This is a genomic window from Bailinhaonella thermotolerans (assembly GCF_003594875.1).
Lineage (GTDB): Bacteria > Actinomycetota > Actinomycetes > Streptosporangiales > Streptosporangiaceae > Bailinhaonella > Bailinhaonella thermotolerans.
Window position 1 is genome coordinate 1 of sequence record NZ_QZEY01000007.1, and the last position, 13,835, is coordinate 13,835.

The 13,835-nt window shown below is 74.1% G+C and carries 16 protein-coding genes; 8 read left to right on the plus strand and 8 right to left on the minus strand.

Features of this window, described 5'->3' with window-relative positions; all coding sequences use genetic code 11:
* Positions 1-192: hypothetical protein (locus D5H75_RS41720; RefSeq protein WP_202638312.1), on the minus strand; the 192-nt coding region annotated here is incomplete at its 3' end.
* A 486-nt stretch (positions 193-678) separates the two neighbouring features.
* Between D5H75_RS41720 and D5H75_RS19205 the strand changes: the two genes are divergently transcribed.
* The 3 genes from D5H75_RS19205 to D5H75_RS19215 all read left to right on the plus strand — a co-directional run bounded on the left by D5H75_RS19205 (position 679) and on the right by D5H75_RS19215 (position 4,208).
* Positions 679-2,091, plus strand: a complete 1,413-nt coding sequence (locus tag D5H75_RS19205; RefSeq protein WP_119927880.1) for a glutamine synthetase family protein — start codon at positions 679-681, stop codon at positions 2,089-2,091.
* A 357-nt stretch (positions 2,092-2,448) separates the two neighbouring features.
* On the plus strand, positions 2,449-3,459 hold the full coding sequence (locus D5H75_RS41725; RefSeq protein ID WP_202638313.1) for an LppU/SCO3897 family protein: 1,011 nt from the start codon (positions 2,449-2,451) through the stop codon (positions 3,457-3,459).
* A gap of 341 nt (positions 3,460-3,800) precedes the next feature.
* On the plus strand, positions 3,801-4,208 hold the full coding sequence (locus D5H75_RS19215) for a hypothetical protein (RefSeq protein WP_119927882.1): 408 nt from the start codon (positions 3,801-3,803) through the stop codon (positions 4,206-4,208).
* A gap of 80 nt (positions 4,209-4,288) precedes the next feature.
* Here D5H75_RS19215 and D5H75_RS19220 read toward each other — a convergent pair whose 3' ends face one another.
* On the minus strand, positions 4,289-5,491 hold the full coding sequence (locus tag D5H75_RS19220; protein ID WP_119927883.1) for a DUF418 domain-containing protein: 1,203 nt from the start codon (positions 5,489-5,491) through the stop codon (positions 4,289-4,291).
* Between the two features lie 335 nt (positions 5,492-5,826).
* Between D5H75_RS19220 and D5H75_RS19225 the strand changes: the two genes are divergently transcribed.
* From D5H75_RS19225 to hisF, 3 genes are read left to right on the plus strand one after another with little or no spacing between them, the layout of a single operon-like run.
* Positions 5,827-6,165: a hypothetical protein gene (locus tag D5H75_RS19225; protein ID WP_119927884.1), complete on the plus strand. Its 339-nt coding sequence runs from the start codon at positions 5,827-5,829 to the stop codon at positions 6,163-6,165.
* Positions 6,166-6,168: 3 nt separating this feature from the next.
* Positions 6,169-6,888, plus strand: a complete 720-nt coding sequence (gene priA, locus D5H75_RS19230) for a bifunctional 1-(5-phosphoribosyl)-5-((5-phosphoribosylamino)methylideneamino)imidazole-4-carboxamide isomerase/phosphoribosylanthranilate isomerase PriA (RefSeq protein ID WP_119927885.1) — start codon at positions 6,169-6,171, stop codon at positions 6,886-6,888.
* Complete coding sequence (gene hisF, locus D5H75_RS19235) at positions 6,885-7,646, plus strand: imidazole glycerol phosphate synthase subunit HisF (protein WP_119927886.1); 762 nt, start codon at positions 6,885-6,887, stop codon at positions 7,644-7,646. The genes priA and hisF overlap by 4 nt, the downstream gene beginning before the upstream one ends.
* A gap of 116 nt (positions 7,647-7,762) precedes the next feature.
* Here the strand turns inward: hisF and hisH are convergent, their stop codons facing one another.
* The 5 genes from hisH to hisD are packed head-to-tail and all read right to left on the minus strand — an operon-like array spanning position 7,763 to position 11,508.
* The gene (gene hisH, locus D5H75_RS19240) at positions 7,763-8,395 is read right to left on the minus strand and encodes an imidazole glycerol phosphate synthase subunit HisH (RefSeq protein WP_202638336.1); all 633 of its coding nucleotides are present in this window, start codon (positions 8,393-8,395) and stop codon (positions 7,763-7,765) included.
* The gene (locus tag D5H75_RS41730; protein ID WP_202638314.1) at positions 8,392-8,547 is read right to left on the minus strand and encodes a hypothetical protein; all 156 of its coding nucleotides are present in this window, start codon (positions 8,545-8,547) and stop codon (positions 8,392-8,394) included. The genes hisH and D5H75_RS41730 overlap by 4 nt, the downstream gene beginning before the upstream one ends.
* The gene (gene hisB, locus D5H75_RS19245; RefSeq protein ID WP_119927888.1) at positions 8,544-9,134 is read right to left on the minus strand and encodes an imidazoleglycerol-phosphate dehydratase HisB; all 591 of its coding nucleotides are present in this window, start codon (positions 9,132-9,134) and stop codon (positions 8,544-8,546) included. Before hisB ends, D5H75_RS41730 begins: the two co-directional genes overlap by 4 nt.
* Positions 9,131-10,207, minus strand: a complete 1,077-nt coding sequence (locus D5H75_RS19250; protein ID WP_119927889.1) for a histidinol-phosphate transaminase — start codon at positions 10,205-10,207, stop codon at positions 9,131-9,133. Before D5H75_RS19250 ends, hisB begins: the two co-directional genes overlap by 4 nt.
* Entirely contained in the window at positions 10,204-11,508 is a 1,305-nt protein-coding gene (gene hisD / locus D5H75_RS19255; protein WP_119927890.1) for a histidinol dehydrogenase, read from the minus strand. Before hisD ends, D5H75_RS19250 begins: the two co-directional genes overlap by 4 nt.
* A 103-nt stretch (positions 11,509-11,611) precedes the next feature.
* On the opposite strand from hisD, the gene D5H75_RS19260 reads away from it, so the two are divergent.
* Positions 11,612-12,295 carry an LON peptidase substrate-binding domain-containing protein gene (locus tag D5H75_RS19260; RefSeq protein ID WP_119927891.1) on the plus strand — a complete coding sequence of 228 codons (684 nt, stop codon included), beginning with the start codon at positions 11,612-11,614 and terminating at the stop codon, positions 12,293-12,295.
* A 105-nt stretch (positions 12,296-12,400) separates the two neighbouring features.
* Positions 12,401-12,889: a Cys-tRNA(Pro) deacylase gene (gene ybaK, locus D5H75_RS19265; protein ID WP_242454365.1), complete on the plus strand. Its 489-nt coding sequence runs from the start codon at positions 12,401-12,403 to the stop codon at positions 12,887-12,889.
* A 58-nt stretch (positions 12,890-12,947) separates the two neighbouring features.
* On the opposite strand, the gene D5H75_RS19270 is transcribed toward ybaK, so the two are convergent.
* Positions 12,948-13,724, minus strand: coding sequence for an alpha/beta fold hydrolase (locus D5H75_RS19270; RefSeq protein WP_119927893.1), 777 nt, complete (start codon positions 13,722-13,724; stop codon positions 12,948-12,950).
* Between the last annotated feature and the right edge of the window lie 111 nt (positions 13,725-13,835).

Here is a 13,835-nt window from a genome sequence, read left to right on the forward strand (position 1 = left end):
GGAGCCCTTGGTGGACCCGGTCAGCAGCGCCTTCTCACCCTTCACAGCCTTGGCCGCGGCGGCGGCCTTGGCGGCGTGCGCGGGGGCGTGGGCGGGGGTGTGGGCCACAGCGGCGGACGCGGCGGTGGCGGTGCCGAGGCCGGCGGTGAGGGTCAGACCCAGGACGGTGGTGGCAATGGTGCGCTTACGCATGGCGGAACCAGTCCTTACGAGACGGGGGGAAAGCGGGGGAAGCGGGCCGCGCCTCGAAAAAAGGGGGGGATTCGAGGGGCCGGGTTCGGCGCTCTCAGCTCGTCATGGCCGGCGCCGGAGACCGGGGCAAAGACCCCGGTCGATATCGCCCACATGCGGGGCGATGTACCTATCTACAACACCCCACCCACCCCATATGTTCCCCACGCCCACCCCAAACCCCCACGTCAACCACACCCCGCCTACGCACCGCGTCACAGCCGCTACACCCCCACTCCGACGTCGGCGAAGCGCCCCCGCGAGGGTGGACGGCGAGGTTCTACGGGCCTGGCCGAGGCGGCCTCTGGTGGAGGGATCAAGGTCGGGGGCCGCGCCGGCCGTACGAAAAGCTCAGGAGCGGAAAAAGCGAGAGGTTTTCGCGATGGGGACGTGGTTGTTTCTGCCCGCCCGCTTTCGCTCGTCTGGGTCTCGTGTTACGTCTGACGGATGAGGGAGCGGCATGGGGAGCATGACCTCGCGATCGATCCGGTTGCGCGGCGGGTGCTGGAGCGGGCCGAGGTCGAGGGGATCGAGCTCATCCGGTTCCTGTACGCCGATCACGGTGGGGTGATCCGGGGGAAGGCGTCGTCGCGGTCGCGGCTGGCGGAGCGGATCGGCACCGGGATCGGGCACACGGTGGCGATGATGGCGATGTCGATGCTGGACACGCTCCAGGACGTGGAGGGGCTGGGTCCGGTCGGCGAGGTGCGGATCGTGCCGGACCCGTCCACGTTCGTGCCGCTGCCGTACGCCCCGGGGGCGGCGGCGATGCTGGCCGACCTGCGCCTGCCTGACGGCTCGCCCTGGGAGGCGTGTCCCCGGACGTTCCTGAAGGACGCGGTCGCGGAGCTGGCCCGGGAGGGGTACGCCCTGGTGGCGGCGTTCGAGCCGGAGTTCACGCTGGGGCGGCGGCTGCCGGACTCCGCCGGCGGGCCGGACCGGCTGGTGCCGCTGGACGACAGCCTGTGCTACTCGACGACCGGGTTCGACCTCGCGCACGACTACGTGATCAAGCTGATGCGGGCGCTGGAAGCGCAGGGGATGCGGGTCGAGCACTACTACCCCGAGCTGGGGCCCGGGCAGCAGGAGCTGTCGATCCGGCATGCCGCGGCGTTGCGGGCGGCGGACAACCAGGTGCTCTACCGGGAGACCGTGCGCGGGATCGCGTTCCGGATGACGCTGTGGGCCTCGCTCGCGCCCAAGCCGATCCCGGGCCAGGCGGGGAACGGCGCTCACCTGCACCTGTCGCTGTGGGACGTGGGCGAGTCGGGGCGGGCGGGGCCGCACAACCTGTTCAGCGCGCCCGGCGACCGCCACGGGCTGTCGGCGACCGGGTACCACTTCATCGGCGGGCTGCTCGAACACCTGCCCGCGCTCACCGCGCTCACGAGCGGCACCGTGAACGGCTTCCGCCGCCTCGCGCCCCAGACCTGGGCGAGCGCCTACCGCTGCTACGGCCTGGACAACCGCGAGGCCGCCGTCCGCATCTGCTCACCGGTCGGCGCGGGCTCGGTGAACCTGGAGTTCAAGCCGTCCGACTCCTCCGCCAACCCCTATCTCTCCCTCGGCGCGGTGATCCACGCCGGCCTGGACGGGGTGCGCCGCGGGCTGGACCCCGGCGAGCCCATGACCGTGGACCCCGCCACCCTCACCGAGGCCGAACGCGCCAAGCTCGGCGCCACCCGCCTCCCCACCTCCCTGGACGAGGCCCTGGACGCCCTGGAGGCCGACGACCTCCTCATGTCCGCCCTCGGCCCCCTCCGCTCCCGCGCCTACCTGACGGTCAAACGCGCCGAGGCGAAGGCCTTCGCCGCCCACGACACCGCCTACGAGACCTTCCACCACTTCACCAAGTTCTAGGACCCCCGGCCCCACCCACGCGCTCCGCCCTCGCGGACGTTCGGCTCTGGACGAGGCCGCCCCGCCCACGTGCTCCGCGCTCGCGGGCGTTCGGCCCTGAACGAGGCCGCCCCGCCTGGGGCTTGGTCCGCTCATGCCGTACGGCCTCGGCCCGGCGGTGGAGGGCCCTCCGCGTGCCGCGCCGCGCGGCTCCGCTGCCGCGCGGCGGCGTACGACGCGGGGGCCGCGGGGCGGGTGGTGGGGGTGGGACGGGCGGGGAAGGTCACGAGGGAGTGACTCGGGTTACGAGATGTGGGGGTTGGCCGATAGCGTGCGCTCTTTAGTGCGTTTGTTTGGATTTGAGGCTCAAGGACGCTCATGACCAACCCCCCGCAGTTCCCGCCGCAACCTGGCCAGCCCTCTCCGGGGCAGGGGCACCAGCCGCAGCAGCCCTACCCGCCGCAGGGTGGCCAGGGCGGGCAGGGGTACCCTCCACCCGGCCAGCCGTACCCGCCGCAGGCTCCGTACCCGAACCAGGGCGGCCAGCCTCACCCCGGCGGCCAGCAGTACCCCCAGCAGCCCCCGCCGCAGCAGCCGTACCAGCCGCAGCCGCAGCAGGGCGGTTCGCCGTACGGCCCGCAACCAGGCGGCGACCCCTACGGGCCGCAGCAGGGCCGTGATCCGTACGGCCGTCCCCAGGACCCGTACGCGCCCCCGCCGCAGGGGGGCCAGCCTCCCCAGGGCGGTCAGCCTCCGCAGGGCGGTCCCCAGGGCGGGGACCCGTACGCGCGTCCCCCGCAGGGCGGCGATCCCTACGCGCCGCCGCAGCAGGGCTCCGATCCTTACGGCCGCCCGCAGGACCCGTACGCCCGGCCGCCCCAGGACCCGTACGGCCAGGGCGGGGCGCCGTACGGCGGCGCGCCGGGCGGCGGGCCCTACGGCGGGCCGGGTGGACCGGGTGGACCGGGCGGGCCGTACGGGGGGCAGCAGCAGCCGTGGCAGCCCCCGGCCGACTCGGGCCGCGGGCGCGGCGGGGCGCGCGCGGTGAAGTCCGCCGGCAAGACGGTCGCGCTGCGGATCGTCGCGGCCCTGGTCGGCCTGATCGTCGTGGGCGTCGGCGGGTTCGTGATCAAGAACCTGACCGGCGACGCCTCGACCGCCAAGGTCGGCGACTGCATGTCGCGCGAGGGCAGGGACGAGGTCAAGGTCGTCGAGTGCAGCGACCCCAAGGCCGTCTTCACGGTCGGGGCCAAGATCGAGGGCAAGACCGAGACCGAGTTCTCCACCGACGAGCGGATCTGCGCCGCCGCCCCCGGCGCCACCCAGCGCTACTGGCAGGGCAAGCGCGGCCGCGCGGGCTACGTGCTCTGCCTCGTCCCCAAGAAGTGACCCGCGTACGGCTCACGCCCGCCTGACACCGCGCGGCTCGCGTGCGGCACGGCTCACGCCCCGCCGGGCCCTCCGCAGCCGCGCGACGCCGTACGGCTCGCGCTCGGGGATCGCCCGGGCGGCGCGTGCTCAGGTGGTGCCGGGACGGCCCGGGAGCGCGGAGGGCCCGGGTCGGGCGGATGCGGGGTGGGGCAGGGCGCGGGCCTCGTCGAGGGTGAGGGCCGCGCCTTCGGCCGCGAGGCGGGCGTGGTCCTCGTCGCCGGGGGCCGCGCGGGAGCGGGACCGGCGCGGCCTCGCCCTGCCGGTGCGGACCGGGCAAAGATGAGGGAGAATGTCCCTATATGGCCTATTTCGCCTGCCGAGGCTGCCGGCAACCGCTCACCCCGCACCTGGTGGAGGTACGGCTGCCGCCCCTGGTCCCCGGTGAGAACGAGGCGGGCCGGATCCGCCCGCCGCGCGTGCCCCGGGGCGCCTGGGCCCTGAACCTCCACCCGGACGAAGGGCTCTACGAGCCCCGGGGCGTGGTGATCCACCCCGGCGACATCACCGGCACCCGCCGGCACCCCGACCCCGACCGCCTCGGCGTGGCGTGCTGCCGCGGCCCCTCCGGCACGGACGGCCCGAACCTGATCTGCTCCGTGTGCGAGGCCGACGTGGCCGCCGAGCAGGGCGACTGCTGGACCCAGAACCAGGTCGTCCTGGACCTCCCCCGCGTGATCCACTCCTTCACCGAGGACCCGGACCTCTGACCGCCCCGGCCTCCCGTACGACCTGAGTCCCGCCCCCGCACGGCCCAATCGCCGCCATGTCGCGCGGGCCGCCCGCCGTACTAGCCGGGCAGGACGCCGGGGCGGGGCTCGCGCCGCCAGGGCCGGCCGTACGTCGCCGACCGCAGGACCCACTCCACCGGGCCGTGCCGGTGCCGCCGCGTCCACCACGCGCTCACCGCGAGCTGCGCCGCGTAGACGATCACCGCGAGGGCGAGCACCACCACCGGCCTGAGCTGGTCGTACAGCGCCAGGCCGTACCCGGTGAACACCAGCGCCCCGACGACGGACTGCGCGACGTAGTTGGAGGCCGCCAGCCGCCCGGCCGGGGCGAACACCAGCCCGGCCCGGGGACGCCGCCGGACCACGCGCAGCAGCGTCGCGCAGTGGGCGGCGGCCAGCGCCGGCCCGGCCAGCACGTTCACCACCAGCACGGACAGATCGCTCTGGCCCCCCGCCACGATGACCACCGCCGCGGCGGCCCCCGCGGTGAACCCGATCACCTGAGCGCGCCCGAGCCACCGGTCCGGCGTGTCCTCCAGCAGGCGCGCCCGCCCCGCCGCCAGGCCGAGGAAGGCGACCATGAGCACCATGATCACGTTCGACAGGATCCCCGTCGGCAGCCAGGCCGGGTCCGCGTTCGCCAGGAACACGTCGGAGAAGTGCCCCCGGAAGGCGTCGAACGGCTCCGCCGTCTCGGGCGACCAGGGCGGCCCCGCGGCCTCGCCGATCTCGGAGGGCTCCCCGTCCCGGGGCGCGACGAACTCGGGCGTGATGATCTGGTCCTCAGCCGGCCGGTCGGGCACCTCGCCGCCCTCCGCGCCCCCGGCCCCCAGGCACGCGAGGAGCGCGGACCCGCCGGCCAGCCACGCCACCGGCAGGGCGAACAGGACGCCGCCGGTGATCGCCGCCGTCCGCGGCCGCATCCGCCGGGCCACCAGCAGGATCAGGCCCACCACGGCGTACGCCGTCAGGATGTCCCCGTCCCAGATCAGCAGCGCGTGCGCCAGCCCGACCGCGAACAGGGCCGCGCACCGCCGCAGCGTCCGCGCGACCACCGAAGCCCCGTCCCGCGCGGCCGCCTCCATCTGGAGCGCGAAGGAGTACCCGAACAGGAACGAGAACAGCACGTAGAACTTCCCGGTGAACAGCACGTCCACGACCGCCCGCGCCGCGTCGTCCACCGACCCCGGCGACCCGCCCGCTCCCTCGCCCCACTCCGACGTGGCCATGATCTGCAGATTGACCACGAGAATCCCGAACACCGCGAACCCTCGCAGAACATCGAGCTCAAGGATTCTGCGCCCAGGAGGAGTAATCACCGCCCAAATGTAAAGTCAACCCCCACCCCGCGCACCCCCACCCAGCGCCCCCTCCCCGTTACCCCCCATCCAGCGCACCCCACCCCGCACCCCGCTCCCCCGCACACCCATCCCTCGCGGTGATCACCCGATTCGCGCACAAGATGTTCGAAACCCCATGATCACGACGAGGAGCGGCGTCGGCGGCCGGAGGCTGAGGGCCGGTGTGACGGGGGGCGGGTGTCTCGGGGAGTGACACGGGACGGTGCGGTCGCGCAGGTCACCGGTAGCATCTGGGCGTGAGCAAGGAGAGGGCGCGGCGGAGGGCCGAGCGCGAGGCCGAGCGGGCCCGCGCGATGGCCGAGCGCGCCCGCAGGGAGGAGCGCGTCCGGCGGCGCCGGGAGCTGCGCGCCCGCGTGCGCGGCGCGCTGCCGCGGCGCGTGCGCGTGGCCAGGCAGCGCGGGCTGCTGGCGCGGCGGCGCAGGAGCCAGAACGCCGTGGCCGTGGTGCTCTTCCTGTTCGTGCAGGTGGCGGGCTGGTTCCTGCTCGACGGCTGGGCCGCCCGCATCGCCCTGTTCCTGTTCTCGCTGCTGTTGCTCCCGGTGTTCGTCACCCTCGCCTTCGACCGGAGGTCGTAAGAAATGTCGCTTGAGCTCCTGCCCGCCGTGGACGTCGCCGACGGGCAGGCCGTCCGTCTGGTCCAGGGCGCCGCCGGCACCGAGACGTCGTACGGCGACCCGCTCGCCGCCGCGCTCGCCTGGCAGGAGGCGGGGGCCGAGTGGATCCATCTGGTGGACCTGGACGCGGCGTTCGGCCGGGGCTCGAACCGCGAACTGCTGGCCGACGTCGTCGGCAGGCTGGACGTGAAGGTGGAGATGTCGGGCGGCATCCGCGACGACGAGTCGCTGGCGAACGCCCTGGCCACCGGCTGCCGCCGGGTGAACATCGGCACCGCGGCGCTGGAGGACCCCGCGTGGGTCGCCAAGATCATCGCTGAGCACGGCGACAGGATCGCGGTCGGCCTGGACGTGCGCGGCACCACGCTCGCCGCCCGCGGCTGGACCCGCGACGGCGGCGACCTGTGGGAGGTCCTGGCCCGGCTCGACTCCGAGGGCTGCCCCCGCTACGTCGTGACCGACGTGACCAAGGACGGCACGCTGCGCGGCCCCAACCTGGACCTGCTGCGCGAGGTCTGCGCCCGCACCGACAAGCCGGTGGTGGCCAGCGGTGGCGTGTCCAGCCTGGACGACCTGCGCGCCCTTTCGTCCCTCACCCCGATCGGCGTCGAGGGCGCGATCGTCGGCAAGGCGCTGTACGCCGGCGCGTTCACCCTCGAAGAGGCGCTGGAGGCGGTCCGTTGAGCGTCGCCGTACGCGTGATCCCCTGCCTGGACGTCGACGCCGGCCGCGTGGTCAAGGGCGTCAACTTCCGGGGCCTGCGCGACGCGGGCGACCCCGTCGAGCTGGCCCGCCGCTACGACGAGGAGGGCGCCGACGAGCTGACCTTCCTCGACATCACCGCCTCCTCGGGCGAGCGCGAGACGATGTTCGACGTCGTACGGCGCACCGCCGAGCAGGTCTTCATCCCGCTGACGGTCGGCGGCGGCGTGCGCTCGGTCGAGGACGTGGACCGGCTCCTGCGCACCGGGGCCGACAAGGTCTCCCTGAACACCGCGGCGATCGCCCGTCCCGAGCTGCTGTCGGAGGCGTCGGAGCGCTTCGGCGCCCAGTGCGTCGTGCTCTCGGTGGACGCCCGCCGCGCCGAGGGCACCGCGTCGGGCTTCGAGGTCACCACCCACGGCGGGAGGCGGGGCACCGGCATCGACGCGGTGGAGTGGGCCGCCCGCGCCCAGGAGCTCGGCGTCGGCGAGATCCTCCTCAACTCGATGGACGGCGACGGCACCAGGGCCGGCTACGACCTGGAGATGATCCGCGCCGTCCGCGCCGCGGTGACGCTGCCGGTCATCGCCAGCGGCGGCGCGGGCAGGCTGGAGGACTTCCCCCCGGCGGTCGAGGCCGGCGCCGACGCCGTCCTCGCGGCCAGCGTCTTCCACTTCGGCCAGCTCAAGATCTCCGAGGTCAAGGACACCCTCCGCGAAGCGGGCCACCCCGTCCGCTGACGGCGCCCCGAAAACATGTCGTGATCTTGCGATTCCGCCCCGCCGGGGGCACCACCCGGCGCCCGAAGGCGTGGGGCGGGAATCGCAAGATCACGACGAGGGTATCGGCAAGGAGGTCAGAGGGTCCCGAGCCAGTTGCGGAGGAGGGCCTGGCCGGCGTCGCCCGACTTCTCCGGGTGGAACTGGGTGGCCATGAGCGGGCCGTTCTCCACCGCCGCGACGAAGTCCACGCCGTGGTGGGACCAGGTGACCTTGGGCCTGGCGAAGCCGGGGCCGGGTTCGAGCTCCCAGTGGCGTACGCCGTAGGAGTGCACGAAGTAGAACCGCGTCTCCGGGTCCAGGCCCGCGAACAGGACCGAGTCCTCCGCCGCGCGCACGGTGTTCCAGCCCATGTGCGGCAGGACCGGGGCCTCCAGGCGGTCCACCGTCCCCGGCCACTCGCCGCAGCCGTCGGTGACCCGGCCGTGCTCCACGCCCTTGCCGAACAGGATCTGCATGCCCACGCAGATGCCCAGCACCGGGCGGCCCCCCGACAGGCGGCGGGCGATGATCCGGTCGCCGTGGACGCCCTTGAGGCCGTCCATGCAGGCGGCGAACGCGCCGACGCCCGGCACGACCAGGCCGTCCGCCTCCAGCGCCGCCGACATGTCGGACGTGACGGTCACCGCCGCGCCCGCCCGCTCCAGCGCGCGCTCGGCCGAGCGCAGGTTGCCCGACCCGTAGTCGAGCACCACCACGTCAGGTTTCACCATCGGAGCACCCCCGCCACGATCGCCAGTACCGCGCCGAGGCCGAGCACCACGGCGAACAACCTGATCCCCATCCGGATGAACGAGACCACGCCGCCGATCAGGAACAGCCCCAGGAAGATCAGGGCGATGGCGACCCAGTTCTCGGTCACAGCACGCCCTTGGTGCTCGGCACCCCGCTCGCGCGCGGGTCCGGCTCCGACGCCTCGCGCAGCGCCCGCGCCAGGGCCTTGAACTGGGCCTCCACGATGTGGTGGGCGTTGCGGCCGTACGGCACGTGCACGTGCAGGCAGATCGCCGCCTGGGCGACGAAGGACTCCAGGATGTGCCGGGTCATCGTGGTGTCGTACTCCGGCCCGATCATCGGGGCCATGCCCTCGGGCTCGGTGTGCACGAGGTACGGCCGGCCCGACAGGTCCACCGTGACCTGGGCGAGCGACTCGTCCAGGGGGCACGACGCGGACCCGAACCGCCGGATGCCCGACTTGTCGCCCAGCGCCTCGCGGAACGCGGCGCCCAGCGCGAGCGCGGTGTCCTCGATCGTGTGGTGGGCGTCGATGTGCAGGTCGCCCTGGGTCTTCACGGTGAGGTCGAACAGGCCGTGCTTGCCGAGCTGGTTGAGCATGTGGTCGTAGAAGCCGACGCCGGTGGCGACCTCGACCCGCCCGGTGCCGTCGAGGTTCACCTCGACGAGCACGCTCGTCTCCTTCGTCGTCCGCTCGACGCGTCCCGTTCTCACTGGATTACCTCCGTCAGGGCCGCGCGGAACGCGGCCATCTCCTCCGGCGTGCCGATCGTCACGCGCAGCCAGCCCTCCGGGCCGACCTCGCGGATCAGCACGCCGCGGTCGAGCAGGCGCCGCCACACGTCGTGGCGGTCCCCGAACTCGCCGAACAGCACGAAGTTCGCGTCCGAGTCGGCGACCCGGAGCCCCCGCCCGCGCAGCCACTCCACGGTGGCGTCCCGCTCGGCGCGCAGCGCGTCCACCGTGCCCAGCAGGGTCTCGCGGTGGGCCAGCGCCACCCGCGCCGCCGCCTGGGTCAGCGCCGACAGGTGGTACGGCAGGCGCACGAGCAGCAGCGCGTCGATCACGGCCGGGTGCGCGGCGAGGTACCCCACGCGGGTCCCGGCCATCGCGAACGCCTTGGACATCGTGCGGGTGACGATCAGCCGATCATGCCCCGGCAGCAGCGACAGCGCCGAGGCCGTGCCGGCGCGGGCGAACTCGGCGTACGCCTCGTCCACGACCACCATGCCGGGGGCGACCGCCAGCACCTCGGCGATGACGTCGAGCGGCAGCGCCGTGCCCGTCGGGTTGTTCGGCGAGGTCAGGAACACCAGGTCCGGCTCGTGCGCCTCGATCACGGCGATCGCGCGGGCCGGGTCGAGCCCGAAGTCCGCCTCCCGCTCGGCCGCGATCCAGCGGGTGGACGTGGACCCGGCGATGATCGAGTGCATGGAATAGGACGGCTCGAACCCGAGCGCGCTCCGCCCGGGCCCGCCGAACGCCTGCAGGATCTGCTGGATGATCTCGTTGGACCCGTTGGCCGCCCACAGGTTCTCCGCGGTCAGCCCGTGCCCGAGGTAGTCGGCCAGGTCCTTGCGCAGCTCCACCGCGTCCCGGTCCGGGTAGCGGTTCAGGCCCGCCCCGGCCCGCCGTACGGCCTGGGCCAGGTCCTCGACCAGCTCCGGGGTCGGGGGGTATGGGTTCTCGTTGGTGTTGAGCTGCACGGGCACGTCGAGCTGCGGCGCGCCGTACGGCGAGCGACCGCGCAGGTCGTCGCGGATCGGAAGGTCGGACAGACCGGTCACGAAGGGATCTCCCAGTCGAAGCGAGCGCGTACGGCGGCGCCGTGGGCGGGCAGGTCCTCGGCGTCGGCGAGCACGCAGACGTGCGCGGCGGCCTCGGCCAGGGCCTCGCGGGAGTACTCCACGACGTGGACCCCGCGCAGGAACGACTGCACGCTGAGGCCGCTGGAGTGGCACGCGCAGCCGCCGGTGGGCAGCACGTGGTTGGACCCGGCCAGGTAGTCGCCGAGGGAGACCGGCGAGTGCGGCCCGACGAAGACCGCGCCGGCGTTGACCACGCGCGCGGCGACGGCGGCGGCGTCGGCGGTCTGGATCTCCAGGTGCTCGGCGGCGTAGGCGTTGACGACCTTGAGACCGTCGTCGATCGAGGAGACCAGCACGATCGCGGACTGGCGGCCCCCGAGGGCGGCGGCGACCCGCTCGGCGTGCTTGGTGCGGGCGACCTGCTCGCGGAGTTGCTCCTCGACCGCGTCGGCCAGCGCGAGGGAGTCGGTGACCAGCACGGACCCGGCGAGGGTGTCGTGCTCGGCCTGGCTGATCAGGTCGGCGGCGACGTGCACCGGGTCGGCGGTGGCGTCGGCGAGCACGGCGATCTCGGTGGGACCGGCCTCGGAGTCGATGCCGACCCGCCCGCGCAGGTGGCGCTTGGCGGCGGCGACGTAGATGTTGCCCGGCCCGGTGACCATGGTGACGGGCGCGCAGTCCTCGGTGCCGTAGGCGAACATGGCCAGGGCCTGCGCCCCGCCCACGGCGTAGACCTCGTCCACGCCGAGCAGCGCGCACGCGGCCAGGATGGCCGGGTGCGGGGCGCCGGTGTCCCGCTGCGGCGGGGAGGCCAGCGCGATCGAGCCGACCCCGGCGATCTGCGCGGGCACCACGTTCATGACCACGCTGGAGGGGTAGACGGCGAGCCCGCCCGGGGCGTACAGCCCGACGCGCTCGACCGGGATCCACCGCTCGGTGACGGTCCCGCCCGGCACGACCCGCGTGGTCACGTCGGTGCGGCGCTGGTCGGCGTGCACGAGCCGGGCGCGCCGGATCGACTCCTCCAGCGCCGCGCGCACGGCCGGGTCCAGCCCGCCGAGCGCCGCGGCCAGCGCCGCCGCGGGCACCCGTGCCGTCTCCAGGTCCACCCCGTCGAAGCGGGCGGTCAGCTCCCGTACGGCCGCGGCCCCGCGATGATGCACGTCCTCGCAGATGGGCCGCACCTTCTCCAGGGCGGCCTCGACGTCGAAGTCGGCTCGGGGCAGCACGTCGCGCAGGTCCCCGGGCAGGGAGCCGCGCAGATCGATACGGGAAATCACCCAAGTCAGTCTACGGACCCGTCCACGTCCCCGCCGAACCCGTCCGCCATCCGGACCGGACGCGTGTCCGGGGCGGCGCCGGCGGGGGTTCTAAGCTTGGTCTGTGAGCGAGCGGCTGGCGATCTTCCCGTTGGGGACCGTGCTGTTTCCCGGCGTGCCGCTGCCGCTGCACGTCTTCGAGGAGCGGTACCGCCTGCTCGTGCGGCGGTTGCTCGGTTCCCCCGGGCCCCGGCGGTTCGGCGTGGTGTCGATCGTGCTGGGGCACGAGGTGGGGGCGGGCGCGGCGCGGGAGCTGGCGAGCGTGGGGTGCGTGGCCGAGGTCCGCGAGGTGGAGGAGCTGCCCGACGGGCGGTTCCGGGTGTTCGCGGTGGGCGGCGAGCGCTTCCGCGTCGGCGAGGTGGACGCCTCGGGGCCCTACCTCGAGGCCGGGGCGCACTTCCTGCCCGAGGAGGCGGGGCCGGGGGCCGACGAGCTGGCCCGGCGGGTGACCCCGGCCTTCCGGCGGTACTTCTCCGGCCTGGCGCGGGTGCGCGGCGAACCGGCCGTGACGCCGCCGGTGCAGCTGTCCGACGAGGACCTGCCCGCCGACCCGATCGCGCTGTCCTACCTGGTGGGGGCGGGGCTGCTGGTCGGGCGGGCCGTGAAGCAGCGGCTGCTGGCCGCCGGGACAGCGGCCGAGCGGCTGGCCGCCGAGCTGGAGCTGCTCGGCGCGGAGACCCGGCTGCTCACGTCGCTGCCGTCGGTGCCCGTCGCCGACTTCCTCGACAAAGGCGTCAACCCGAACTGAGACGCCGGCGCTGCCGCCGATGCCGCCGCGGGCCCGGCGCCCCGGAGCCCGCACATGATCAAGAAGTCCGCGAACGAAACCTCTCGACCAAGGGAGCCGACCGAGTTGAGCAAGCGCAAGACCGCCGGGGGCACCCCGGCGACCGTGGCCCTGACCGACGCCGGAGCCGAGTTCACGCTGCACCCGTACGAGCACGACGCGTCGGCCCAGGCGTACGGCGAGGAGGCCGCGGACGCCCTCGGCCTGCCGTACGACCGGATCTTCAAGACGCTGGTCACCGAGGTCGAGGGCGAGCTGGTGGTGGCGGTCGTGCCGGTGTCGGCCAAGCTCGACCTGAAGGCGCTGGCCGCGCACCGGGGCGGCAAGAAGGCCATGATGGCCGACGCGGCGAAGGTGGAGCGCGTGACGGGATACGTCGTCGGCGGCATCAGCCCGCTCGGCCAGCGCAAGGCCCTCCCGACCGTCGTGGACGAGTCCGCGCTGAACTTCGAGACGATCTTCTTCTCGGCCGGCCGCCGCGGCCTGCAGATCGAGACCGCCCCGCGCAACCTCATCGACGTCGCGGGCGCCACCACCGCCCCGATCGCCCGCTGACCCGGGAGGCGGGGGGCGGCGGCCCGGCTCAGGAGGCGGGAAGGGGCGGCGGCCCGGCTCAGGAGGCGAAGAACTTCGTCAGGACCGGCGCGATGGCCTGGGGCGGGATGTCGTGGGGCTCGTCCGGCAGGGACACCAGCGTGCAGTCGGGGATCACCTTCGCCAGCTCCCGCACCCCGGTGGCGAGCCAGGGGATGGACCCGCCGACCCCCACCAGGGCGGGCGTGCGCATCCCGGCGAGCAGTTCCCTGGGCATGGTGAAGTCGCCCAGCACGGCGGCGTCGTAGACCAGACCCTGCGCGTGCTCCTCCATCGCCGTCCAGAACGGCTGGCCGCGCATCGGCCCGATGTACTCGGCCGGGACGAGGACCACCTCGGTCATCCAGTATTCGAGCGCGTCGCCCCGCCGCCCCTCGGCGATCATCCCGGCGACCCGCGCGCCCCAGTCGGCGGGCACCGGCGGGCGCGCGTCGCCGACGACGTACGGCGGCTCCCAGGCCGCCACCCGCGTGATCGGCAGGCCGCGGGCGGCGGCCTCGAGCGCCATGCTCCCCAGGCCCGAGCTGCCGTAGACGCACGCGCTGCCGCCCGCCGCCCCGATGACCGCCGCCAGGTCCTCGAACTCGCGGTCCGCCGAGTGCGGCTCGGTGAACCCGCTCTCGCCCCGGCCGCGCCGGTCGTAGACGTACACGCTGAAGCCGCCGGCGAGTTCCCGGGCCAGCGGCAGCTCGCTCTCGTGCGTGGAGGGCCCGCCGCCGATCAGCACGACGGGCGGCCCCTCCCCCAGCCGCTCGTAGGCGATGGGCGTTCCATCCCTGGACGTGACCGTCCGCATGGTTCCTCCGGTGGATCCGATGATCGTCGTCGACCCCCGAGCCCTGCCGTTCTATCCCGGCCCGCCCGGACGCGTCCAGCGCCGGCGGCCGGTACGTCCGGCCGAGGCGCG

What these genes read in the sequence shown, in the direction of transcription:
- D5H75_RS19215 (WP_119927882.1), top strand. Translation starts at nt 3,801, where the DNA reads ATGGCCTATTTCGCCTGCCGAGGCTGCCGGCAACCGCTCACCCCGCAC.
- D5H75_RS19205 (WP_119927880.1), top strand. Translation starts at nt 679, where the DNA reads ATGAGGGAGCGGCATGGGGAGCATGACCTCGCGATCGATCCGGTTGCG.
- priA (WP_119927885.1), top strand. Translation starts at nt 6,169, where the DNA reads ATGTCGCTTGAGCTCCTGCCCGCCGTGGACGTCGCCGACGGGCAGGCC.
- D5H75_RS19270 (WP_119927893.1), bottom strand. Translation starts at nt 13,724, where the DNA reads ATGCGGACGGTCACGTCCAGGGATGGAACGCCCATCGCCTACGAGCGG.
- D5H75_RS41725 (WP_202638313.1), top strand. Translation starts at nt 2,449, where the DNA reads ATGACCAACCCCCCGCAGTTCCCGCCGCAACCTGGCCAGCCCTCTCCG.